Below are 23,861 nucleotides of genomic sequence, written 5' to 3'. Positions count from 1 at the left end.
GTCCAGTGTCACCAGTAGGTCCAGTATCGCCAGTAGGTCCGGTATCACCAATAGGTCCGGTATCGCCAGTAGGCCCAGTAGGCCCGGTATCGCCAGTAGGTCCGGTATCACCAATAGGTCCGGTATCGCCAGTAGGCCCGGTATCACCAATAGGTCCGGTATCACCAGTAGACCCGGTGTCGCCAGTAGGCCCGGTGTCGCCGGTAGGCCCAGTAGGTCCGGTATCGCCAGTAGGTCCGGTGTCACCGGTAGGTCCAGTATCGCCGGTAAGGCCAGTGTCGCCAGTAGGTCCAGTGTCACCAGTAGGTCCAGTATCGCCAGTAGGTCCGGTATCACCAGTAGGGCCAGTAGGGCCGGTGTCACCAGTAGGTCCGGTGTCGCCAGTAGGTCCGGTGTTACCGGTAGGTCCGATATCACCAGTATCGCCAGTAGGTCCGGTGTCACCGGTAGGCCCGGTGTCACCAGTAGGGCCAGTGTCGCCAGTAGGTCCGATATCACCAGTAGGGCCAGTAGGCCCGGTATCGCCAATAGGTCCGGTATCACCAGTAGGTCCGGTATCACCAGTAGGTCCGGTGTCACCGGTAGGTCCAGTATCACCGGTAGGCCCAGTAGGTCCGGTATCGCCGGTAGGCCCGGTATCGCCGGTAGGCCCGGTATCGCCGGTAGGCCCGGTATCACCAGTAGGTCCGGTATCACCAGTAGGTCCAGTATCACCGGTAGGCCCAATAGGCCCAACATCAACAATATCATCTTCAATGATTACAAGAGTTGCTTTTACTGGTACGACAGGCGAATAGAAAACGGTATTTGTACTGGCATTTACAAGTGCCAGTGTTACAGGAGCCGCTGTAACATCAATAATTCCAATTCCGACAACTTCTGTGGTTTTAATCGGTGAATTGCCTTCCAGAAAATCGCCTTGAGAAGAAGATAGGGCAAAAACTATGCCGTTAGTAGAAGCGGAAGATTGAGTCGCAACCCACCAATCGATGTAAAACCGGCCGGGCTCGTTAACGGTTATGATGCCGGTTAAGGCATCGTAGGTAACATTTCCGGCAGAAAATACGGTAGTGTCAAAAAGAACATTGGAGTTAATTGAAACATTTCCAGCCGCAATGCGTTCTATTTGGAGTGCAATATTACTCATTGAAGGAATCATCTCCTTTTCATTACTTTAAAGTATTAATAACAAAATTTTTGTAAAATACCTTTTATAATATAAGTATGCAAAAGTCTAATTCAGTTTCCTGATTCGGGAGTTGGGAAGAAGGGTGACAGATGATTCTGAGACAGGAAATAAAAAGAGGCACAGCGTAGGCTGCACCTTTAAAATGTTTGGTAATGGATAACTTTATGACGATAAATCGGAAAGGGCTTGAGGAACGTGGACCCTGGCAAGGAATACCCGTTCCTTCTGGTCGGCATCGAGAACCATGAATCCGCCTGCAGATTCCACAATTTCTTTTACGGTCATAAGCCCAATACCATGGTTTATGTTTTCTTTTTTTGTTGTTGCCGGCAAGCCATGATGAAAGGTAAGAGTTCCATCAAAGGAGTTTACAATCTGAAGTGTAGACCAACCTTCTTTATTTTCGCATGTGATGTGAATAAAACGTTTGCTTTCGGAAGTATTTAAGCAGGCTTCCACAGCATTGGTGGACAGATTAGAAAAGATCCTTACGGCATCAATCATGGACAAGGCTGTTTTTTGGGGGACCAGGGCTTTGAACGAATAACTAATATGATTTTCTTCACATATGTTTGCCAGATCGTGCAGCATAGCATCCAGAATAACATTATTGGAATATTTTTTATGTACTTTCAATTTTTCCTGCGTATCATTGTACATTCCGTCAAGAAAGTGCAGAGCTTCTTTGTACTCTCCCTTACTTATTAAAGTCCTTAAGGTTGACAGCATGAATTTGTAGTCATGCCGGAAGCTGCGCAGGCTTTCCGTATACTGTTCGTAAGATTTATAGTGCCGTAGTTGCAGTGCATATTGCTTTTCCATCATTTTGCAATGCCATTTATATTCTGAATAGTCATTTACAAGTATGGAGAGATAGATACAATAAATAAGGATTCCAATAGAAAGGAGGCATGCGAGTAAGAAGACAGAATTAAACCATGCGATGTGAGGGAAGAGAAAACGTCCCTCACTGATAATAAGTAAAAGAATCATTGAGAATAATTCATAAGAAACAATCATTTTCAGCTGTTTCTGATTGTTTAAAAAGTTTTTCAGCTTCCGGTCTGGCAGAATGGTTTTTCTAATGATGTGCAAAAAGAGCAGGGAAGCGGGAAAACCTAACACGGAGATCCCATAGTAAGTATTTCCTGAATGAAGAAAAAGTATCTCATTGCTCTCTTGCACCATACAAATAATCGTAGTAATAACACCCCGGAAAGAATAAGCATTTACAGTACAGGTAATGCTTCCGTATAGTGACTGCAGCCAGTTCATACCTGTGTTGAATTTAAAAACTATCATTATGAAAATAAGAACAAAGGGAACAACCGGCCAGCGAATTTCTGCCGTATAATAAAGCAGGTAAATAAATAAAATAAATAAAAGCATGATAAATGTAACGATTTTGGCATTTTTTTTCGCTGGAATAAGTTTTTTATAATAACATAGAAAAACAAAGTAGTATAGTGCGGTTATTGCTATTATGATAAAAATCATAGTCGTTCCTCACAAAAGCCTTCGGTATCATAAAAAGAATGAATGTGGCAGCGGGAGATGTAATCAGAAAAGTTCCGCTTTAAATCCTGCTGATAGGTAATTCCTATGGGTATGACAGACCCTGTTTTTAAAATGAGTTTTTGGCGCTCAAATTTGTAAATATAAGATAGCTGAACCATGTAGGAGCGGTGTACCCGGATAAATCCTTTTTGCCGGAATTGCATATCCAATTGTTCCATGCTGGAATAAAACCTGGCTATCTGATTGATTCCATAATGAACGGTTACAATCCTTTTCCATATTTCAAAGTGTGAGATCTGGCGGATGGGTACCACATATTTCTCGGTGTCAAATTTACATACAAAGACCTCCTCTTCTTTGTGTGACGCAGCCTGAGCTGCCCGCAGAAAAATCCGTTCAAATTTTTCTGCGGTAATCTCATCTTTCAGCATATATTGTATGGCATTTACATCAAAAGCGTCATATACATAGTCTTCACAGCTGGTCAGAAATATGATCTGTGCATTGCAGTTATTCTCCCGCAGCTTTCTTGCAGTTTCCATTCCATCGGTTTTACCCATCAGAATATCCAGATAAATAATATCCATCTCCTCTGGCGCCTCCATTAGATGGAAGAGCAGGGATTCCCCGCTGTAAAAGCAGGATAATTCAATGTCCAACTGGTTTGTTTTGGCGCATTGGGAAATGAGTTTTGAATATGTTTCAACCGTTTTATGAGAATCATCACATATTGCGATTTTTAACATGATCACGACCAACCTTCTAAAATATAATCAAAGTATCAGGAACCCTTTCATATCATGTGTTCCTTTCCGGTAATCAGGAATGTACCTTTGGTATACATAATTATACCGTAGAATTCATCTGGTTTCAATAAAAAGAGATTTGCCGGTTCCCAATTAAATCTGTCGGGCAGCAGCATGTATCGGCAGAAAAAGTTCAATATAATAGACTGGTACTTCAATTGGTTCGTTGGTTTGACCGTTTGCCATTTTTTGAAATGTATAGCCTGGAAGATAACCGCTGTAAGCGGTTCCAATGAGAGCGTATCCTTGTGTTTTTGCCCAGTTTGCAGCATTTTTAATTGCCTGGGTATCCGGGGAAGGCTGATTGGAGGCTATGATAGTGTAAACGCATTGATTATATTGGAAAATTGGGAAATTTTTTATTTCTTCGTAAAATTTTGTGACTGCGGCAGTATGTCCGGCAAGCACAAAGTATTCGTTTATTTTTAAAGGTTCATCACGTTCAATGCTGTATTCCTCATACAAGTAGCAAAGGTCTGAAATCCCTTTTTGGTTCATAAAGGTGTGATCGGGTATTTTATAATGCCGGCGCAAAGGCCGGATGTCATACCGGTTTAAACACAGTTCCACATTTTTAGACAGCTGTTTTAAATGGGTTAAATGGATCAGGGACTGCTGATGCTTTTCAACTTCCAGCTTTTCCTGAATGATTTTTTCCTGGATCATGGTGCTGTAGGCCGGAAGAGAGCTGTGATAAAGAATCCGGTTTATGTCTTCGAGGCTGAAATTCAGTCTGCGGTAAAAGATAATGGTTGAAAGCTTGTGGATATCATCATAGGAATAGGTTCTATATCCGTTTTTTTCTTTTTTTGGCTGGATGATTCCCTTTCTCTCATAAAACCGAAGTGCATCACGGCTTATGCCCAAACGGTCTGAAACTTCTCCAATGCTATAGTATTCCATAATAAAACTCCTTAGTTTCAGTCTCATGCTGCCAAACATAGTTTACCATAAAAGGAGAATTTTCGGTCTTACGGTTTTCTTTCTATACTTACGAAATACTGACAATCTTCCCGGAAAATTGTAAAATACAGGATAAAAAAGAGAAGTGCAAAGCCGTCGGTGAGGGCATATGCACTTCCTCTTTTTACTCCACTGAAATGTGGTAAACCTCCATCCAATGGTTGATTTGGAGGATATAGGCAAGCATCTGAGGACCAGCCATCAGCTGTCCATACCATGGTTTTCCGTAATCGGAAGGACTTGTTAAGAATTGTTCCAGTTTTTTCCTGTCCAGGAACTGTAAAACCGGTGCAGAACCGGCTGCCATTTCCCTTACCCGTTTTATGAGCAGTGCTTCATAATTGGTATCATAGGTCTTGGGATAAGGGGATTTTCTGCGGAACAGGACTTCATCGGGAAGAAGACCTTTTCCGGATTGTCTGAGAAGATTTTTCACAACTCCGTCTCTGGTCTTCATATCCCAGGGAACGTTCCAGACGTATTCAATGATCCGGTGGTCCGCAAAGGGAACTCTGGCCTCCAGACCGGAATACATACTGGTCCGGTCCATGCGGTTTAATAAGGTCTGCATAAACCAGCGGAGATTTAAGTAGGAGATTTCTCTTCTCCTTGCCTCTGTAGGACTGTCTTCCGCAAGCGTAGGAGTTTCTGCAATGGATTTTTCATAGGTTTCTTTCACATATTCATCCATTTGTAAATGGTTCAGAAAATCATCCCTTAAAATTGCTTTGCGGGCATTTAAATCCATGGTCCAGGGGAAGGTATGGGCTTTAAAGCATTCTTCCTTATGGAACCAGGGGTAGCCTCCAAATATTTCATCTGCACATTCCCCGGTCAGCGTTACTTTGTTATGCGGCTTTACCAGAGAACAGAAATGGAGAAGAGATGAATCAATGTCACCCATGGCCGGTAAATCATGGGCAATGACGGAATCATATAAACGGTCGGCCTGAGTGACGTTATCACACTCCAGATAATGATGATCTGAGTCCAGAAATTTCACCATCTGATCGACAAAGGGCCGGTCCTGGGCGGGTTGAAATGAACTGGATTTAAAATATTTGTCATTGTTTACAAAATCAAAGGAAAATGTAGTAAGCCGTTTCCCTTTCTTTTTAAGCTCCTTTGCACAAACAGCGGAAACCAGACTGGAATCCAGACCGCCGGATAAAAATGTACAGATAGGAACATCTGAAACCATCTGCCGTCTGATGGAATCCCGGACCAGGAAAGAAGTTTTTTCAATGGTTTCCTCATAACTGTCTTCATGGGGATGACTCTCCAGCTTCCAGTAACTTTTTAAATGGAAGCCATCTCTGGAACAAAAGAGCAGATGCCCTGGAAGAAGCTCCTTCATTCCTTTTAAAACGCCGCATCCGGAGGTCCTGGCAGGGCCAATGGAAAATACCTGGTTTAAGCCATCCCGGTCAAGTACCGGCCGGATTCCAGGATATGCAAGGATGGCTTTCAGCTCTGATCCAAAGATAATCTCATCCTCCTGAATGGTATAAAAAAGAGGTTTCACGCCCAAACGGTCCCGAAAGAGGCATACTCCATCCCGGTAAGGGTCCTGGATGGCAAATGCAAAGATTCCGTTTAGCTGTTTGACAAAATCGGGTCCATATTCCATATATCCGGTCAGGATGACTTCTGTATCACAGGTAGTAGAAAAGGTATGCCCCTTTTTGATTAAATCGTTTCTAAGCTCTTCCGTATTATAGATTTCTCCATTGTATATAATGACAAAGGTTTTCCCTGCCTCTGTTTTTTTCATTGGCTGGCTGCCGTTTGCCAAATCGATAATGGATAAGCGGGCATGAGACAGGCCGCCGTGTTCAAACAGCCAGATACCGGAATCATCGGGGCCACGGTGCCTTTGAACGGCTGACATTTGTTCCAGCACGTTTTCATAACGGGTTCTGTCTTTTAAGTAATCTCGGTTTGCATTGTAAAAACCAGCAATTCCACACATAGCAATTCCTCCTTAGAGCTGGATGTTTATAAAAGAAAACAGGCAACCACAAAAGTTGCCAGAAAACCAATAATAACAGGAATCAGATTTTTCCTGGCTAATTCCAGAGGATTTACATTACAGATAGCAGCAACCGGCACAAGCCCCCAGGGGATCAAGGTACCTCCGCCGATAAAGATAGTGGTGATCTGGCCCAGGGAAGCCAATACAGGAACGGAAGCGCCTACGGCAGTGCCAAAGGTATTGGCAAGAGAACCGGTAAGAGGAAGACCGGAAAAACCGGAACCGTCCAGGCCGGTCAGGCACCCTGCCGCCATTTGTAAAATTGCTGCCATATATTTGTTAAGAGGAGTGTTATGAGCCAGCCAGACGGCCCAGTCATTCATGATTCCTCCCTGAAAGGAATCTCCCATGATAGAAGTGATACCATCTCCTCCTAAAAAGAAAAATGCTCCGATGATGATGACAGGAGCAAAAATGCGAATGGCAAAAAGAAATCCTTCTGTAATATAAAAGGTAACTCTTTCCAAAGAATGAATGCCAAAGCCCATGACAGCTCCAAAGCACATGAGCAATATGGCGGTGCCAGATATGATGCTGGTGGCATCGGTTCCTTTTAAGTCAAAGGCCAGCATGAGTGCAATGTCTAAAAGGAACACAACAGGGGTAAGGATTGCCATAAAGAGTGCGGTGGCATCGGTTGGCTCCTGTTCGGGCACTTCCTGAATATAGATTTGGGGACAGCAGGCTGTAATGTCCTTTCTGTTTAAGAGATATGCGGAAATAACGGTAACAATTCCCATGACGAGAAACAGGGGCCTGCCTTCTGTTAAGATATCAGAAGTCTCAATAGAGGCTGCTCCTGCAGAAATAGCAGGTGCTCCCTGAATGACAAAGTCGTAGCTGAGTGCAATTCCGTGTCCAAATAAGTTCATGGACATGGCGGCAAGCAAAGGATCCAAACCGGCTCTTACTGCAAAGGGAAAAACAATGGCACCGACTAAGGCGACTGCCGGAGAAGGCCAGAGAAACAGGGAAAAGACCAGCATGGTCAGGCCCAGTATCCACCAGGTGACGGAAGGAGATTTCATGATCTTTGACATAGGAGCCATCATTAAATAATCACTTCCCAGATCTTTTAAACATCTGGACAGAGAAATGACTAAGGCAATGGTGGCAATGATTTCCATAAATTCTCTGGAAGCATACAAAATGGCATTGAATACGGTCATGATACCCCCGGTTACACTGCCAAGACCTGTAACGCCCAAAAGAAAAAGAAATCCAATGCAGACCAGAAGGGTATCTTTCCTCAAAACCATTACGGACAGGATTACGATGACGCCGATAAGATAGAGATAGTGCATAGGTGTCAGCACCAGATAAGGATCAAACATAGAGACCACTCCTGTGAAAATGATATAATCTATTCTATGTCGGAAATTTTTTCCGGTACATATTTCATTTATTAGATTTTTATTTAAGGTTCAGGGATTAGAAAAACAAAAAAAGTGCAAAAAAGTGCTATTACTTGGACAAATAAGAGCACGCTTTTTTCCTCTGAGTATATTATAATCAGGTTAAGAGACTTTAGGAGGAGGTATCAGGATGAATTATCTGATTGGAATTGATGTAGGGACATCAGCCACCAAGACGGTTTTGTTTGAGGAAGGGGGGAGGGTGGTTGCTTCTTCCTCTATGGAATATCCTCTTTACCAGCCTGAAAACGGCTGGGCGGAGCAAAGACCTGAGGACTGGAGAGAGGCGGTGCTTAAGACTCTTTCTCAGGTGGTGAAGGAATCAGGGGTTATAAAAGAGGATATCAGGGGAATTGGTATCTCAGGCCAGATGCATGGGCTTGTCATGCTTGATGAGAACAATGAGGTAATACGCCCGTCCATCATCTGGTGTGATCAGAGAACCGGAGCGGAAGTAGAAGATATGCTTAAGATCATGCCAAGAGAAGCGTGGATCAGAATTACGGCCAATCCCCCTCTTACAGGCTGGACGGCAGCCAAGATCTTATGGGTGAGAAAAAATGAACCGGATCACTATAGAAGATGCAGACACATTCTTCTTCCTAAAGATTATATCCGTTACATACTGACCGGTGTATATGCAACCGAGGTTTCCGATGCCAGCGGAATGCAGCTTCTTGATGTGGCAAAAAGGTGCTGGTCAGAAGAGGTTCTGCATAAACTGGATATTGATCCGAAGCTCCTTGGAAGCGTATTTGAATCCTGTGAAGTGACAGGAACTCTTCTGCCTGAAATTGCAGCTCAGACAGGGCTTTTTGCCGGGACAAAGGTGGTAGGCGGTGCCGGTGATAATGCAGCGGCAGCGGTGGGGACCGGGGTGGTTCGGGATGGAACTGCTTTTACCACCATAGGAACTTCGGGCGTTGTATTTGCCCATAGCAGCCAGATCACCATAGATCCAAAAGGAAGAGTCCATACCTGCTGCTGCGCAGTTCCAGGTGCATGGCATGTGATGGGAGTCACCCAGGGCGCCGGTCTGTCCTTGAAATGGTTCAAGGATAATTTCTGTCAGGATTACATAGAAGAAGCCCAAAGGCAGGGCGTTGACGTATATGATCTGATCAACCGGAAGGTGGCTCGGGTAAAAGCAGGCAGTGATAAACTGCTTTACCTGCCGTATCTTATGGGAGAGCGGACTCCTCACCTGGACCCGGACTGCCGCGGCGTTTTCTTTGGATTGTCTGCCATTCATACAAAGGATCATATGCTGCGTGCGGTAATGGAAGGGGTTTCTTACTCTCTCAGTGACTGCAATGATATTCTGAAAGAGATGGGAATCAAGGTAGGACAGATGATGGCCTGCGGAGGCGGCGGAAAAAGTCCGGTCTGGAGGCAAATGCTTGCGGATATGTATGACTGTGAGGTAAAGACTGTTGAACAGACAGAAGGCCCTGCTCTTGGGGTAGCTATTTTAGCCGGTGTGGGCTGCAGAATTTATGAAAGTGTGGAGGCTGCCTGTGATGTGATGATTACAGAAGATAAGTCTGCGGGGCCGGAGGCCGGACAGGCAGAGCTTTATAAAAAGTATCACTCTTTATACAAAAAACTTTATGAAGATCTAAAGGACAGCTATAAGCAGCTTGCATCTTTGTAAGGGACGAACAGAAACAGGAGGATAAAAAATGCGTTTTTTTATTGATACGGCAAATGTAGAAGAAGTAAAAATGGCTGATGAAATGGGAATTATCTGCGGAGTGACCACCAATCCTTCACTGATTGCAAAAGAGGGACGGGATTTCGTTCAGGTCATCGGTGAGATTGCTTCCATTGTAGACGGACCTATCAGCGGGGAGGTGAAGGCGACTACGGCCGATGCGGAAGGAATGATCGCAGAAGGAAGGGAGATTGCTGCAATTCATCCCAACATGGTGGTAAAGATTCCGATGACAATGGAAGGCTTAAAAGCAGTAAGGGTTTTAAATGCAGAGGGAATTAAGACCAATGTGACTTTGGTGTTTTCGGCAGCCCAGGCTCTCCTTGCAGCAAGGGCAGGCGCTTCATACGTTTCCCCCTTTCTTGGCCGTCTCGATGATATTTCCATGCCTGGAATCGATTTGATCAGGGATATTATGGAAATCTTTGAGGTTCACGGGATCGAGACAGAGATTATTGCAGCCAGCGTAAGAAACCCTATTCATGTCATTGATTGTGCAAAGGCTGGGGCAGATATTGCAACCGTCCCTTATAAAGTATTGGAACAGATGACAAAGCATCCTCTTACAGATCAGGGCATTGAAAAGTTTAGACAGGATTATCTGGCTGTATTTGGAGAATAAAAGGAGAAGTAAGAAAACAGGAGGAGTCATAGTATGTATAATATCCCGGAATTAAAGGTAGGTATCGTAGCGGTCAGCAGGGATTGTTTCCCGGAAACTTTATCCGTCAACAGAAGAAAAGCTTTGGTAGAAGCTTATGGAGCGAAATATAATGCGGAAAATATTTACGAATGTCCGGTCTGTATCGTAGAGAGTGAGATTCACATGGTTCAGGCACTTGAAGATATCAAACAGGCAGGCTGCAATGCCCTTGTGGTATATCTTGGGAATTTTGGACCAGAAATATCAGAAACACTTTTAGCCAGACATTTTGACGGACCGGTGATGTTTCTTGCAGCGGCAGAAGAAAGCGGCGAAGATTTGATTCAGGGACGCGGAGATGCTTACTGCGGAATGTTAAATGCCAGCTATAATTTAAAACTGAGAAATATAAAAGCATACATACCGGAATATCCGGTGGGAACAGCAAAAGAATGTGCGGATATGATTGAAGAATTTCTTCCTGTCGCCAGAGCCTTAATAGGACTTTCAAGCCTTAAAATCATCAGCTTTGGCCCCCGCCCGTTAAACTTTCTGGCATGCAATGCGCCCATTAAGCAGCTTTATAATCTGGGAGTGGAGATCGAAGAGAATTCAGAACTTGATCTGTTTGAAGCATTTAACAAACATGCAGATGATCCAAGGATCCCTGATGTAGTAAAAGATATGGAACGGGAGCTTGGAGAGGGAAACCAGAAACCGGAGATTCTTCCCAAACTGGCTCAGTATGAACTGACACTTTTGGACTGGGTGGAAGCGCACAAAGGATACCGGAAGTATGTGGCAATCGCCGGAAAGTGCTGGCCTGCGTTCCAGACTCAGTTTGGCTGTGTACCATGTTATGTGAATAGTCGTTTGACCGGCAGGGGTATCCCTGTATCTTGCGAAGTGGATATCTATGGAGCTCTCAGCGAATTCATCGGAACTTGTGTCAGCATGGATGCGGTAACGCTTCTTGATATCAACAATACGGTTCCGGATGACATGTTTGAAGAAGATATCAAAGGAAAATTTAATTATACCCATCAGGATACCTTTATGGGATTCCACTGCGGTAACACCTGTTCAAAGAAGCTCTCTGACTGCTCTATGAAGTATCAGATGATCATGGCAAGAACCCTTCCGGAAGAGGTTACCCAGGGAACTTTAGAGGGCGATATAGCACCTGGAGATATTACATTCTTCCGTTTACAGAGTACTGCAGATAATATACTGCGGGCTTATGTGGCTCAGGGAGAGGTGCTGCCGGTAGCTACCCGTTCCTTTGGAGGCATCGGTATTTTTGCAATACCGGAAATGGGGAGGTTCTACCGCCACGTGTTAATTGAAAAGAATTTTCCGCACCACGGAGCTGTAGCATTTGGCCACTATGGAAAGGCTGTTTTTGAAGTATTTAAATATCTCGGTGTGGAAGAAATCGGATTTAATCAGCCAAAGGGAATGCTGTATCAGACTGAAAATCCATTTTCATAAGATTTATTTATAAAATAATAGATAATTGAAGGAAAGGGACTGCCGTACTGTTTGATTGGAATCAGACAGTGCGCAGCCTCTTTTCTTTTTTTTGCTGAAAAAGCAGCAGCCTGGCCGGGGATCATGCCAGGCTGTATGGCAAGTTACCAAAACCATACACGGCTCATAAAATATATATAGGCATGGTCAGTTACATGGATACATGCCAAAAATATAATGAAATGGGAGGATTAACTATGCCTAATAGTGCGCTTCAGATAGAGCTGAATACAGCGACAGCTGTTGCATCAGGTGCCAATGTTCCTTTTGATACCATAGTCTATTCAGCTGGCGGTATATCCTATAATCCGGCCACTGGTGTAATTACTTTTCTGGAAGCTGGCAGATTCGTAATAGATTGGTGGCTTGCAACACAGTCTTCTCAATCAACAAATGGTGCAGCTTTTGCACTGTCCTCTTCACAGGGAGATTTTATCGAGGGAAATTCTCCGATTAAAACCGGCGAAGTATTTGGGATTGGAATTGTAGAAGTAACTACAGCTCCAGCTACCTTGTCTCTCGTCAATATTAGTAATGCAACGGTATTTTTCGCAACTCAGGTTCCGCTAAAAGGAACGTTAGTCATCGTTCAGGATGATTTTGAATCTGGAGGAGGAACCGGTCCAACCGGAGCAACTGGCCCAACGGGCCCTGCGGGAGCAACCGGCCCAACAGGTCCGACGGGAGCAACTGGTCCTGCAGGAGCGACTGGCCCGACGGGAGCAACCGGCCCCGCAGGAGCAACTGGCCCCGCAGGAGCAACTGGCCCTGCAGGAGCAACTGGCCCGACGGGAGCAACAGGTCCCGCAGGAGCAACTGGCCCTGCAGGAGCAACTGGCCCGACGGGAGCAACTGGCCCTGCAGGAGCAACTGGCCCGACGGGAGCAACAGGTCCCGCAGGAGCGACTGGCCCTGCAGGAGCGACTGGCCCGACGGGAGCAACAGGTCCCGCAGGAGCAACTGGCCCTGCAGGAGCGACTGGCCCGACGGGAGCAACTGGCCCGACGGGAGATACCGGCCCAACCGGCCCAACAGGAGATACGGGAGCAACCGGTCCGACAGGAGATGCGGGAGCAACCGGTCCGACAGGAGATAGCGGTCCAACTGGCCCAACAGGAGATAGCGGTCCAACTGGCCCAACAGGAGATACGGGAGCAACCGGTCCTACGGGAGATACAGGAGCGACTGGTCCAACAGGAGATACGGGAGCAACCGGTCCTACGGGAGATACAGGAGCGACTGGTCCAACAGGAGATACCGGCCAAACCGGTCCAACAGGAGATACCGGCCCAACCGGCCCGACGGGAGATACCGGCCCAACCGGCCCGACGGGAGATACCGGCCCAACCGGTCCAACGGGAGATACCGGCCCAACCGGCCCGACGGGAGATACCGGCCCAACCGGCCCAACAGGAGATACCGGCCCAACCGGTCCAACGGGAGATACCGGCCAAACCGGTCCAACAGGAGATACCGGCCCAACCGGCCCGACAGGAGATACCGGTCCAACTGGTCCGACAGGAGATACCGGCCCAACTGGTCCGACAGGAGATACTGGTCCAACCGGTCCGACAGGAGATAGCGGTCCAACCGGCCCGACAGGAGATAGCGGTCCAACCGGCCCGACGGGAGATACCGGCCCAACCGGCCCGACAGGAGATAGCGGTCCAACCGGCCCGACAGGAGATACCGGCCCAACCGGTCCGACAGGAGATACCGGTCCAACCGGTCCGACAGGAGATACCGGCCCAACTGGTCCTACGGGAGATACCGGCCCAACCGGCCCAACGGGAGATACCGGCCCAACTGGTCCTACGGGAGATACCGGTCCAACCGGTCCGACAGGAGATACCGGTCCAACCGGTCCGGCAGGTCTGGAAGCTTTTGGAGGACGTTTTAGTGATACTGTACAGGTCCTGGGAGTTACTTTATTAGGAGAAGTGCAGGTGGAACTTGAAAATACAATGCCGGCAGAAAATGTGACTTATACGATAGCAGACAGTATTACAATTGGTACAACAGGAACTTATGAAGTTAGCTTTATGCTCAGAGGTAATGCTTCTATAGGAGCTGTTACAACAGTTGCGGTTCGATTGAACGGTACAGATATTCCTTCTCTTACAAATACTCAGGCATTAACAATTGCTACGGGAACGGAATTTAATGGTTCTGCAATTATAAGTCTGAATGCAGGAGATGTACTTGATTTGGCAGTTTCAGCATTAGTTGCACTTTCGCTGACACTTGCTTCTGGAACCAATGCCACACTAATTGTTAAGATGCTTGACTAACAGGAACAAAGGAGCTGTTGTAAAGGTAGATTATATATCTACTGGAGCAACAGCTCCGATTTAAGATTTAAATGATATGTATTCATATGCTATGGCAAAATAGAAATATAAATCGTAGATTTTCATCCGGAAATTGTACATTATAAATTCAATCGTATGTGAATTAGCAAAGGCTTGAAAATCTCCGATGTTACCCTGTTGACCATGGACAATGCTAAAAGTGAGCAACTGACTCCACACAAAAGCGACAGACAGATCACAGACAAGAGATGTTGTAAATAAGCCTTATGTTAAAGAATCAAACCTTTAATTATGAACTAAAGTTTTTGCTCTTACAGTATCAATAAAATCTTTTAGATTTTGTGAAATCCATTTATTTTTATGATATATCACCTGTGAAGCAAGTTTATAGTTTGTTGCATAGTTCAGCTTCACCAATTCATTGTTATCCAGTTCTTTTTGCACCGATAATTGTGGGAGAACACATATACCAAGCCCGCTGAGCACGGTCTGCTTAATTACTTGCAGACTGCTGGTTTCGAGGACAATTTTAGGAGTAATTGAAGCATTCAACAAATCCTTTTCAAACATTTTTCTATAACAGCAGTTCTGCCCGGTAAGAATCAGAGGAATATTTAAAAAATCTTCAATTGTTACTTCTGCTTTTTGAGCAAGTGGGTGTTCTGGAATTGAAAAAGCACATATGGTTTCGTCAATCATCAAAGCCGTATTAATTGAAGAATTATATATGGGTAGGTCAAGAGTAAATGAAATATCAATCTCGTTATTGACAAGTAAAGGTATAAAATCAGTTGAGTCCAAAACATTCAAATATAATTCGACGTTGGGATGTTTGGTTTGATAAGCCTTTATAATTTCAGGAAGCCGGTAAATGCAAATGGATTCTGAGGCCCCGATCGTAATACGTCCGTGGTCATTTTTATTCGCAAATTTATGCTTTAAATCATCTGTCAGATAAAGTATTTGGTTGGCGTATGCAATGAATTCTTCACCTTCTGGAGTTAGAGAAATATTTTTACCCAAGCGTTCAAAAAGTTTTACACCTAATTCACTTTCCAGCTGCTGTATTTGAGTAGTAACATTTGATTGTGCATAATGAAGATATTCGGCAGTTTTTGTAAAGTTTTTTAATTTACTTAATACCAGAAAAGTATGTAAACGCTTTAACTCCATATTCGGGAATCCTCCTGCTTAATGTATAGATCTGGAATAGAGATTGTTTTGATCAAAATAATCAATTTTACAGATTTTTCTTTCGATGATATCATTTAATAACAGAAAAATCAAATAATATGGAGGTATTTTATATGGAAACTGTAAACCTGTTAAAGGAAGTCAACAAAATCACTGAGTTATACACCTATAAAAAGATTGGTTTATTAAATGGAAATGTCCTAAGTATCGTTCAAGTGGAAAATCGAACATTGGATTTTCATGTTCATGAAAATTCAGATGAATTATTCTATGTTATTGAAGGTGGTTTTCATTTAGAAACGGAGGAAAAGAAAACAAAAGTAAATACCGGAGAATTAATTATTGTTCCCAAAGGGCTTAAACATCGTCCGGTGGTAAATGAATTGACGAAGTTCTTAATGATTGAATTATCAGGAACCCTCAATAAAGAAAATAGTGGAGATCAATATGAAGAGTAGCTATATTATTTGTTTTATTTCCATCATACAAAATTAAATGTGCTCAATGATCGTTACGAGAGGTAACGCATATATTGGTGCGGCAGAACAGGATCTGAAGATTCGGTTTGGTGGCAGTTTTGAAATTATAAGACTGCTGTTTTTCATTTGTGGCTTGCGGCGCTCTCCTTTGGAGAGTCTGTGGGACACTTTGCTGCAAAGTGAAACGTGTGAGAATCCTTGACTATGGCATGGTATAATAGTTTACAATAATTCGTTGCAAGCATTTTTCTTCTCAAAGAGGGGAGCTGATTCTCAAACCCGTAAATTCCCTATAATTTGAATAAAAATTCAAATCTTGGCTCTTTATTTACAAAAGAATTATATGGTTCTTATTAAGATGTGCTTTACTTTGCAGATATTACGCTGATATAATATAAATTAACAAATAAATGCTGTTTGGAACGGCATGAAAGCGGGGAAGAATCCATGAGATATCCCAAGGTGATTCAAATGAGCCAGTTTCTCTGTACAAGGTCTGATCTTGGACGAGGCTTGTACAGAGTTCGTTTCGTAATTTAAATTTACCTCGTCCGCATTGGATCTTGTACTTATAAGGATGTATACTTATAAGGAGAGAATACAATGAAAAATAAAAATAATTATATTATATTCTGGCTTGGACAATCTGTGTCACAGTTTGGAAGCTCTATGACGGCATTTGCTCTTACGATTTGGGCTTTTGAAAAAAACCAGTCTGCGATGAGTGTCTTATTAATGACCTTTTGTACCTATTTGCCATACATACTTGTCAGTGTTTTTGTGGGCGGATTCGTAGACAGTCATTCAAAAAAAATGATTCTTATTCTATCCGATACGATAGCAGCATTTTTAACGGTTGGTATTTTTATTGAAATGAGCAGAAATCAGCTTTCTTTGGAACTGATCTGTGTTGTGAATATGATTATTGGACTGACAAATGCATTTCAATCACCTGCAGCAGCAGTAGTAACAGGGTCTCTGGTTCCTGAGGGGCAATATCAAAAGGCGAGCGGCCTTCAGTCATTTTCTGGTAATTTAATTCTGGTGGCATCTCCTATGTTATCTGGAATGATCATTGGTTTGGCAGGCCTTCCATTTGTTTTACTTGCTGATTTACTGTCATTTGTGTTTTGTATGGCAACTTTATTCATTGTTAAAATTGAGCGCCATATTAATACGGATTCCGGGAGAAAAGAAGTTAAAAAAGAATCGGGGTGCAGGCAGACAGGCAGTCTCCACAATAGCCTTAGCTACCTAAAGAAAGAAAAAGGTATTCTTTATATTATTATAAGCATGGCAATTATTAACTTTTTTTCAAGGCTCACCTACGAAAATATTTTATCGCCTATGATTTTAGCCAGAAGCGGCAATGATGCAAAAGTACTTTCCGCAGTAAGCGGTGTGCTAGGGCTTGGTGGTATTCTTGGTGGTGTGATAGTTGCAAGCAGGAAAGGAAATGATAATCCTCTTAAGCTGGTTTATGTATCGGCAGGAGTTTCCTTTTTGTTTGGAGATCTGTTAATGGGAATGGGGAGGAATCTTGTAACATGGTTTATCGCTGGACTGGCGGCCAGTGTACCGATTCCTTTTATCATGGCAGGACAGACCATGATTCTGTACCGGACTGTTCCAGAAAAAATTCAGGGAAGCATTTTTGCCTTGCGTAAAGCAATCCAGAACTCCACCATACCTGTTGGAATTCTTTTGGGAGGTTATCTTGCTGATTATGTGTTTGAGCCGTTCATGGCATCCGGCCGGCCGTCAGCAGTGGTTTTAATGAAGCTGGTAGGAAGCGGAAAGGGGAGCGGAATGGCAGTTATGTTTTTATGTACAGGCATTTTGGGAGCATTCTCCTGTCTTATGAGTCATAAAAACCGTTATATAAAGGAGTTGGCAGATAAAATGTCGGAAAACAAGGCAGAGCCAGGCGATCTTTTATAACATAGCAAACCATCTTTTGCTGCTTGATTCTGTAGTATGAAGTTATGATAGACATATTACCATGACGGAGGTGCAAACTATGAATCAATGAATCTGTATGATAATTACAGGCGGTCTGGTCTGTGTGGCTGCAATACAGAATAAGGAGTTCTTGCTCAAACCAGAAGTTACTGTGGAAACAGAGCAGGCACCTTATGATGGATTCCCTGGTGAAGAGACAGTTTCTGTTAAACCAAAGCAAAAGTCTTTCATTAATCCATCGGGAGCGACCTTAGAAGAACGATTGATACCCCCTGATGGCTATGAAAGGCTTGAAAAACCAATGGGAAGTCTCCAGGGGTTCTTGAGAAATTATGCTATAAAACCAGATAAAAGTCCTGTACTTTTATATGATGGGAGCAGGAAGAAGAATCAGGATGTACATGCAGCCGTATTTTCCGTACCATTGGTGGAAGGTGATCTGCAGCAATGCGCAGACAGTGCCATAAGGATATATGGAGAATATCTCTGGTCAGTGGGGGCATATGATGCCATATCCTTCCATCTTACCAATGGTTTTTTAATGGATTACCCTTCATGGAGATCGGGAAAGCGTTTATCCGTAGAAGGAAATCAGGTGCGTTGGGAGGCGCGGGCAGCCTTTGATGATTCCGATGATAATTTTGCCAAGTATTTGAGGCAGGTCATGGTCTATGCAGGAACCATGTCCCTGGAAAATGAAAGCGGTAATGTAGAGCTTAATCAGATACTGGCCGGAGACCTATTCATCCGGGGAGGCAGTCCGGGGCATTGTGTGATGGTAGTAGATGTGGCAGAAGACCAGGCAGGAAATAAGTGTTTTCTTTTGGCACAGGGATACATGCTGGCACAGGAATTTCATGTGCTAAAGAATCCCCTTCACAAAGAAGATCCCTGGTATTACGTTTCGGAAATTAAGGAATCCCTTGTTACGCCGGAGTATGTATTTGAAAAAGATGGCTTGAAACGGTGGAAGGCATTTCTGGAGAAATAGAATGAAAAACAGCCATATTCCTGCTGTCTGAGATGATTCTTAAAAGTTATATTTCAGACAGCGTAAAAATGGCTGTTTTTTATTTTATTATATAATTCCTTTATAGACCATTAGCACCATGATGACGGTTACCAGTATAATTCCAAGGAGAAAAATTGTGCCTGAATTTATTTTTCCTGTCTTTTGTTCATCCTCTGACCGTGAGGCCAAAAGATTAGATTTTCTTAAAGTTGTGACAAGCGGCTTGTAAATAAGAAGGGTCAGTGCTGTATTGATTCCGCATTTTATCAGGTTAAATGGAACAATCGCCGGCAGCAGAAGCTGTACGACAGCTTCTCTCGGGTATCCCATATAAATGGGAGTAATTAAATAATTCCATAACACCATAATAATTGTCATAAGAATGCTGCCTAAAATCATTCCGGCAAAAGCGCTCTTCGTGGAATGGCGCTTTTGATAGAGGCAGGCTGCAGGGCAAACAAATGCCACCGTGGACAGAATATTCATGATCAATCCGATTACCCCTGTACTGCTGATTGTAAACATCTCCACAAAAGAAACAATTACGGAAATCAGAACGGAAGGCAAAGGCCCGAAAAGAAATCCCCCCGTCATAATAATCACATCTTTTGGTTCGTATTCCAAAAATGGTGCAGCAGGAATGAGTGGTATCCGAATGGCAAGAACCGCCACAAAGGCCAGTGCACAAAGCATAGCCATAATGGTAAGTCTGCTGGTTTTTTGGTTCATATTCATAATACATGCCTCCTGAAAAAAGTAACACCTGAAAGTATGTCCTTCAGGTGTTAATAATAGACGGTGTATTATCCTTATTTAACACATCTTCTTTCATCCAGACTATACTGTCGGTATTGGAATCAAACCAATTCTGCGCAATATGCGCTCGCGGACTTTACCGCCGATCGGGAATTACACCCTGCCCTGAAGACAACTATATGCAAATGTTCTGGATGTATTATAACATCACTCTAAAAAAATGCAATATGTTGTTGCAATTTTTTTTGTGGTTTGCTATAATAGCTGCCATGGGGGTATAGCTCAGCTGGGAGCGCGAGATGTCGGGTGTGCGACCCCTCAAAGAAGAAGTAGATTTAAAGAAGTAAAATGCTGGAAACCCAGATAAATAAAGGGTTTTCGACCATATGGGGGTATAGCTCAGCTGGGAGAGCGCTTGAATGGCATTCAAGAGGTCATGGGTTCGAATCCCACTATCTCCACTTAAACAATAAGCCACAGGCAGGAATGCTTGTGGCTTAAATTATAATTTACAGGGACGGGACACTTGGTAAATTAAGGGCAAAAGGGATTTTTCGTTTTTCAAAATGTGCCCTTTTACTCATTAAAATTGAAATGATAATTATGTTTTAGAAACCCGTAAATAGGTTTTCTTATACAGGGTATACAAAAGTGATTTGCTTACTGGAGAGTACCGTATAAAAAACAACTTTCCATATAAATGCTGTGCGGTGAAAAAGGAGAAAGCAAATGATTTATTATCATGTAGATGTGTTTAGCTGTGAAATTCTGTCAGGGAATGGTTTGACCGTTATATTTCATGAAGAAGATATAAGTATGCAATATATGCAGGCAATTGCACAGGAGTTCAAGCAATTTGAGACTATTTTTCTCAGACAGACTGGAGAGAAGCGTTTTCGCGCCAGGATCTTTACTGTGGAAGAGGAATTGGATTTTGCCGGGCATCCGATTTTAGGAGCCATGGCAGTAATTCACGAGAAACTGTATGCGGAAACACAGAACGCAACCGCAGTTTTTGAGTTAAACAATAAAACCTTGCAAGCGGAATCAGTAAAAATGGAAGGCTATTTTCAAGCTACGATGAATCAGGGGGTACCCAGATTTTTGGGAACTGTTGAGGGTGAATTGGTCAATATGTTTTTGCATGCGCTAAATCTTACAACAGACCATCTTCATCCTACTCTTCCAATGGAGGTCGTTTCAACTGGATTACCATATTTGATTGTTCCTCTTGCTGAAGGATTAGAAAAGGCAAAAATCAGTACCAAGGACTTTGAGGAGCAATTAGAGAAAATTCAAGCTAAATTTGTTTATTTGTTTAGTATAGATAGAATGGAAGGTCGTACTTGGGATAACAGAGGATTGATCGAGGATGTAGCAACCGGCAGTGCGGCTGGTCCGACTGGAACTTATCTCTATAAATGGAATATTTGTAATGCTGATGAAGATATATTAATTAATCAAGGCGGTTTCGTAGGAAGACCCAGCAAGATAAAAGTATCTGCGGATCAATCCACAGGACACATTAAGGTGGCCGGAGATGTTAGAATAATTGTGAAAGGACAACTCTTAATTTAAATATGCGCTTCCACCAAAGTCTCACTGGATTCAAGAAATATCTTTTTCACACAATCCACACATGTTGAAACAATGACAATGATGATATATTTTGGTAAAGAGAAGAAATATCAGAGGTGAACCGCAAGATGTTGTGGTTTTTGAGTGAACAATGAGCAAAAAGCAGGGCTGAAAAATGCAGTTTTCGGACCTGTTTTTTTGCTCTTCCACGGCTGACATAGGGTATAATGAGAAAAAAGTCTATTAAATAGGAATTTGGTAAAGATAAAAGACAACGTATAGCTCAACTGGGTGAGGGATTGAATGACATTCAAGAGGTTTTGGGTTCGAATCTCACTATCTCCATTTAAATTATAATTTATAGGGATGGGACATTTGATAATCTGGTGAATGTGCATATAGCAGCTTTTAACTATTGTATTAACGAGGTTTCGGTTTGTGCATAAGCATTTTTTGAGATACGTAAAGAAAAGCATTATGATCCGTATTTGAATATCTGCATTTTAGTACTCAAAAACAGGCCTGTTGCTATAGCAACTTTATGTGATGAAAAGAGGATATCTCATAGAAAATTTTAACTACTTGGAATAGCCTTTTTGGAGCGAATAAAAGGATTGGCAGCTACGATATTAAATGAGCTATCAAATCATGTTATGGAAAAATTTCCAGAACCCAAAGGCATGACTGGTGGGGATCAGCCATTTTTGAAGCCAAAGGTTATTATGTGGCAGATTACATATCGGCATACCGTTATGATATGGAAATATATCTGGCATGGGATGAGAGATTAATGAAGAAGTGTTCGTACTGGGGCAAATCCCGATATTTAGATAATAAAAATCTGTTTTTTCGTTATATATATTTCATCAATCTATAATTGTAATCGTAGGCTATTTTACGATTCCGCATGTAAAGGCAGGATTCGTTCAATATGTGATTATATGCCTGACCTCTTTTGGAATTACCGTCTTCGTATATGAATTAATCAAACGAATAAGAATTGCTAGATTCTTATTTGGGATTAAAAAAAGAATGAAATAAATAAATTTGTGCAGTCTGTCTAGGAATGCAGGAAACAGGTAAAATCCTCTTATAGGATGAAGTAGCTAATGGTTTTAACAAAGGTTAAAAAATCAGGAAGAAATTTTAGTAAATATAAGCTACTTCCAAAGGAATTCAGGTGCTGTAGTGATTCCTATTCTACTTCCGATACATGTTGAAACAGTGATTTTAATAACGTATTGTGGTTATGAAAAGAAAAATAAGAATTAGACTACAAGATGTTGTGGATTTTGAAAAAAATGAAGGTGAAAAGTGTGTTTCACTAAACAATTAGCCACAGGCATGAATGCTTGTGGCTTAAATTATAACTTATAGGGATTGGACACTTAATGAATTAAAAGTAAAAAAGGTGATTTTTTATGGCGAAAAAGTAGATAATCGAATAATAAAGTTCCATTATTTGATTGAATTATTTTACAATTTGTCATAAAATAAATAAAGTAAACAAGTTGAAAATGTAGGTATGTATAAGTTTAAGGAAAAGAAAACTAAGCATGTTATAGCAATAATGAGAAGTTCAAAAAGGTTTTGTCAATTCAGGCTGTCTTACAATGGAAGTAGGCGGTACTTTAATATACAAACCTAATACAGGGGAAGTAAAGCGTGCTTATAATGCAAAGTTGTTCGAGCAGAATATTCTTATTTACAAAATTGGACATTAACTTGTAGAGATGTTAGAACAAGTTCCTGAATTTTACATGATAAGTTTAAAGCTTTTTTCACAGCTCGTTTATATTCAATAGAAATATACTTTTATTATTCACAAGAATAAGATTTTGAAACCACCAATATATGGTGAGTGCAGGAGCGGGAAACTAAAAGAATGATGATAAATAAAAAAACAAAGATGTATTTTGGTAGTGTCACAGCTATATCTATATTAGTGTTATCTTTTCATATGCTTGCTCTAAAATTTATATATAATTATATAGGATTAATGCTGGATGGAAATGGACTAGCAGGCGAAAAGAAAAAAGAAATTGTCGTAAAAGCTGAAAATTTTAAGAATTATTCCCAATATTTTACAAATGCTTTTCTATTAGCCAACTTTTTCTTTTTAATACTTATCGGTATTATATTGCTTACAAGAATAATTAATTTAAAAATGTACCTAAGTTCATATTTACTATTTGAAGTAATTCAGATAATTGGGATTTCGATATTTATACAAATATTTAATAAGTATGAATTAACAGAAGGCTTTGGGAGATGGAGAATACTACATCGTAATGCATTGTTTTGGATTATTTTAATTATTCCAATTATAATTTATTTGTTGAATAGAAAACAAAAGAAATAGAAATTATTTTATCAGGATTAATATGGTATATTAATAAAAACAGTAAATTGAACTTAAACGGTTAAATACAACCTCTTTTTTGTGTCATTCAAGAACCATATTTTTTGTAGGTACGTACTACCTAATTGATTGTATGGTGTTAGATATAGGGCACTGGGCAAAAGTGTTGCGATTCCATGTGTGGAGTATGTGCTCCGCGGAATCGCCTGTTTTTTACAAAAATATATTAGGGAAACGGAGGAATCCGTATGTACATCTACCCCTATAACTTAAAATCAAAGGCCAAGCTCTAACTGTGGCAGAATATACGGAAAATAGCTAGCACCGTTTAAATTTGTTGAAGCCACGAGATAATACCTGTTTTAAAATTGTTTCTATTATCTTTATCATTAA

16 protein-coding genes, 1 tRNA gene, 1 pseudogene and 1 riboswitch are annotated in these 23,861 nt (G+C 42.0%); of the genes and pseudogenes, 10 read left to right on the top strand and 8 right to left on the bottom strand.

Annotated elements, in window-relative coordinates; translation table 11 throughout:
* The 6 genes and pseudogenes from ACLTWA_RS04820 to ACLTWA_RS04795 all read right to left on the bottom strand — a co-directional run.
* A pseudogene (locus ACLTWA_RS04820) lies at nucleotides 1-738 on the bottom strand (hypothetical protein); the annotation flags it as partial.
* A 613-nt stretch (nucleotides 739-1,351) separates the two neighbouring features.
* On the bottom strand, nucleotides 1,352-2,686 hold the full coding sequence (locus tag ACLTWA_RS04815) for a sensor histidine kinase (protein WP_412326431.1): 1,335 nt from the start codon (nucleotides 2,684-2,686) through the stop codon (nucleotides 1,352-1,354).
* Nucleotides 2,683-3,453, bottom strand: a complete 771-nt coding sequence (locus ACLTWA_RS04810; protein ID WP_412327179.1) for a LytR/AlgR family response regulator transcription factor — start codon at nucleotides 3,451-3,453, stop codon at nucleotides 2,683-2,685. Before ACLTWA_RS04810 ends, ACLTWA_RS04815 begins: the two co-directional genes overlap by 4 nt.
* A 153-nt stretch (nucleotides 3,454-3,606) precedes the next feature.
* The gene (locus ACLTWA_RS04805) at nucleotides 3,607-4,416 is read right to left on the bottom strand and encodes a MerR family transcriptional regulator (protein WP_412326430.1); all 810 of its coding nucleotides are present in this window, start codon (nucleotides 4,414-4,416) and stop codon (nucleotides 3,607-3,609) included.
* Between the two features lie 184 nt (nucleotides 4,417-4,600).
* Nucleotides 4,601-6,448 (bottom strand): asparagine synthase (glutamine-hydrolyzing), encoded by a 1,848-nt coding sequence (asnB, locus tag ACLTWA_RS04800; RefSeq protein ID WP_412326429.1) that lies wholly within the window; start codon nucleotides 6,446-6,448, stop codon nucleotides 4,601-4,603.
* 26 nt (nucleotides 6,449-6,474) lie between these two features.
* On the bottom strand, nucleotides 6,475-7,845 hold the full coding sequence (locus ACLTWA_RS04795; protein ID WP_412326428.1) for a citrate transporter: 1,371 nt from the start codon (nucleotides 7,843-7,845) through the stop codon (nucleotides 6,475-6,477).
* 211 nt (nucleotides 7,846-8,056) lie between these two features.
* Between ACLTWA_RS04795 and xylB the strand changes: the two genes are divergently transcribed.
* From xylB to ACLTWA_RS04775, 4 genes are all read left to right on the top strand, one after another.
* Nucleotides 8,057-9,580 carry a xylulokinase gene (gene xylB, locus ACLTWA_RS04790; RefSeq protein ID WP_412326427.1) on the top strand — a complete coding sequence of 508 codons (1,524 nt, stop codon included), beginning with the start codon at nucleotides 8,057-8,059 and terminating at the stop codon, nucleotides 9,578-9,580.
* A gap of 28 nt (nucleotides 9,581-9,608) precedes the next feature.
* Nucleotides 9,609-10,262 carry a fructose-6-phosphate aldolase gene (gene fsa, locus ACLTWA_RS04785; protein WP_412326426.1) on the top strand — a complete coding sequence of 218 codons (654 nt, stop codon included), beginning with the start codon at nucleotides 9,609-9,611 and terminating at the stop codon, nucleotides 10,260-10,262.
* Between the two features lie 33 nt (nucleotides 10,263-10,295).
* Nucleotides 10,296-11,774, top strand: coding sequence for an L-fucose/L-arabinose isomerase family protein (locus ACLTWA_RS04780; RefSeq protein ID WP_412326425.1), 1,479 nt, complete (start codon nucleotides 10,296-10,298; stop codon nucleotides 11,772-11,774).
* A 236-nt stretch (nucleotides 11,775-12,010) separates the two neighbouring features.
* Nucleotides 12,011-14,104 carry a BclA C-terminal domain-containing protein gene (locus tag ACLTWA_RS04775; protein WP_412326424.1) on the top strand — a complete coding sequence of 698 codons (2,094 nt, stop codon included), beginning with the start codon at nucleotides 12,011-12,013 and terminating at the stop codon, nucleotides 14,102-14,104.
* Nucleotides 14,105-14,410: 306 nt separating this feature from the next.
* On the opposite strand, the gene ACLTWA_RS04770 is transcribed toward ACLTWA_RS04775, so the two are convergent.
* Complete coding sequence (locus ACLTWA_RS04770) at nucleotides 14,411-15,298, bottom strand: LysR family transcriptional regulator (protein ID WP_412326422.1); 888 nt, start codon at nucleotides 15,296-15,298, stop codon at nucleotides 14,411-14,413.
* Nucleotides 15,299-15,432: 134 nt separating this feature from the next.
* Here ACLTWA_RS04770 and ACLTWA_RS04765 point away from each other — a divergent pair, with 134 nt between their 5' ends.
* The 3 genes from ACLTWA_RS04765 (at nucleotide 15,433) to ACLTWA_RS04755 (ending at nucleotide 18,751) form a co-directional block, all read left to right on the top strand.
* Nucleotides 15,433-15,777, top strand: a complete 345-nt coding sequence (locus tag ACLTWA_RS04765) for a cupin domain-containing protein (protein ID WP_412326421.1) — start codon at nucleotides 15,433-15,435, stop codon at nucleotides 15,775-15,777.
* Nucleotides 15,778-16,401: 624 nt separating this feature from the next.
* Nucleotides 16,402-17,739 (top strand): MFS transporter, encoded by a 1,338-nt coding sequence (locus tag ACLTWA_RS04760; protein ID WP_412326420.1) that lies wholly within the window; start codon nucleotides 16,402-16,404, stop codon nucleotides 17,737-17,739.
* A gap of 124 nt (nucleotides 17,740-17,863) precedes the next feature.
* Entirely contained in the window at nucleotides 17,864-18,751 is an 888-nt protein-coding gene (locus tag ACLTWA_RS04755) for a DUF4846 domain-containing protein (RefSeq protein WP_412326419.1), read from the top strand.
* 87 nt (nucleotides 18,752-18,838) lie between these two features.
* Here the strand turns inward: ACLTWA_RS04755 and ACLTWA_RS04750 are convergent, their stop codons facing one another.
* A complete protein-coding gene (locus ACLTWA_RS04750) occupies nucleotides 18,839-19,507 on the bottom strand; it encodes an ECF transporter S component (protein WP_412326418.1) in 669 nt (222 codons plus the stop codon).
* Nucleotides 19,508-19,588: 81 nt separating this feature from the next.
* A riboswitch (FMN riboswitch) is annotated at nucleotides 19,589-19,705 on the bottom strand.
* Nucleotides 19,706-19,916: 211 nt separating this feature from the next.
* Between ACLTWA_RS04750 and ACLTWA_RS04745 the strand changes: the two genes are divergently transcribed.
* From ACLTWA_RS04745 to ACLTWA_RS04735, 3 genes are all read left to right on the top strand, one after another.
* A tRNA-Ala gene (locus ACLTWA_RS04745) sits at nucleotides 19,917-19,989 on the top strand.
* 268 nt (nucleotides 19,990-20,257) lie between these two features.
* Complete coding sequence (locus ACLTWA_RS04740; RefSeq protein ID WP_412326417.1) at nucleotides 20,258-21,106, top strand: PhzF family phenazine biosynthesis protein; 849 nt, start codon at nucleotides 20,258-20,260, stop codon at nucleotides 21,104-21,106.
* A gap of 1,885 nt (nucleotides 21,107-22,991) precedes the next feature.
* The gene (locus tag ACLTWA_RS04735) at nucleotides 22,992-23,468 is read left to right on the top strand and encodes a hypothetical protein (RefSeq protein ID WP_412326416.1); all 477 of its coding nucleotides are present in this window, start codon (nucleotides 22,992-22,994) and stop codon (nucleotides 23,466-23,468) included.
* The last annotated feature ends 393 nt before the right edge of the window (nucleotides 23,469-23,861 follow it).

Origin of the sequence: Lacrimispora sp. (assembly GCF_046972725.1) — a bacterium.
Classification (GTDB): Bacteria; Bacillota; Clostridia; order Lachnospirales; family Lachnospiraceae; genus Lacrimispora.
This window is presented reverse-complemented; position numbering and strand designations above follow the sequence as displayed.

Bases quoted from the DNA above. Each gene is read 5' to 3' on its own strand.
- ACLTWA_RS04810 (WP_412327179.1), bottom strand. From the start codon at position 3,453: ATGTTAAAAATCGCAATATGTGATGATTCTCATAAAACGGTTGAAACA.
- ACLTWA_RS04750 (WP_412326418.1), bottom strand. From the start codon at position 19,507: ATGAATATGAACCAAAAAACCAGCAGACTTACCATTATGGCTATGCTT.
- ACLTWA_RS04760 (WP_412326420.1), top strand. From the start codon at position 16,402: ATGAAAAATAAAAATAATTATATTATATTCTGGCTTGGACAATCTGTG.
- ACLTWA_RS04805 (WP_412326430.1), bottom strand. From the start codon at position 4,416: ATGGAATACTATAGCATTGGAGAAGTTTCAGACCGTTTGGGCATAAGC.
- ACLTWA_RS04780 (WP_412326425.1), top strand. From the start codon at position 10,296: ATGTATAATATCCCGGAATTAAAGGTAGGTATCGTAGCGGTCAGCAGG.
- ACLTWA_RS04795 (WP_412326428.1), bottom strand. From the start codon at position 7,845: ATGTTTGATCCTTATCTGGTGCTGACACCTATGCACTATCTCTATCTT.
- fsa (WP_412326426.1), top strand. From the start codon at position 9,609: ATGCGTTTTTTTATTGATACGGCAAATGTAGAAGAAGTAAAAATGGCT.
- asnB (WP_412326429.1), bottom strand. From the start codon at position 6,448: ATGTGTGGAATTGCTGGTTTTTACAATGCAAACCGAGATTACTTAAAA.
- ACLTWA_RS04815 (WP_412326431.1), bottom strand. From the start codon at position 2,686: ATGATTTTTATCATAATAGCAATAACCGCACTATACTACTTTGTTTTT.
- ACLTWA_RS04770 (WP_412326422.1), bottom strand. From the start codon at position 15,298: ATGGAGTTAAAGCGTTTACATACTTTTCTGGTATTAAGTAAATTAAAA.
- ACLTWA_RS04775 (WP_412326424.1), top strand. From the start codon at position 12,011: ATGCCTAATAGTGCGCTTCAGATAGAGCTGAATACAGCGACAGCTGTT.
- xylB (WP_412326427.1), top strand. From the start codon at position 8,057: ATGAATTATCTGATTGGAATTGATGTAGGGACATCAGCCACCAAGACG.
- ACLTWA_RS04735 (WP_412326416.1), top strand. From the start codon at position 22,992: ATGATGATAAATAAAAAAACAAAGATGTATTTTGGTAGTGTCACAGCT.
- ACLTWA_RS04740 (WP_412326417.1), top strand. From the start codon at position 20,258: ATGATTTATTATCATGTAGATGTGTTTAGCTGTGAAATTCTGTCAGGG.
- ACLTWA_RS04765 (WP_412326421.1), top strand. From the start codon at position 15,433: ATGGAAACTGTAAACCTGTTAAAGGAAGTCAACAAAATCACTGAGTTA.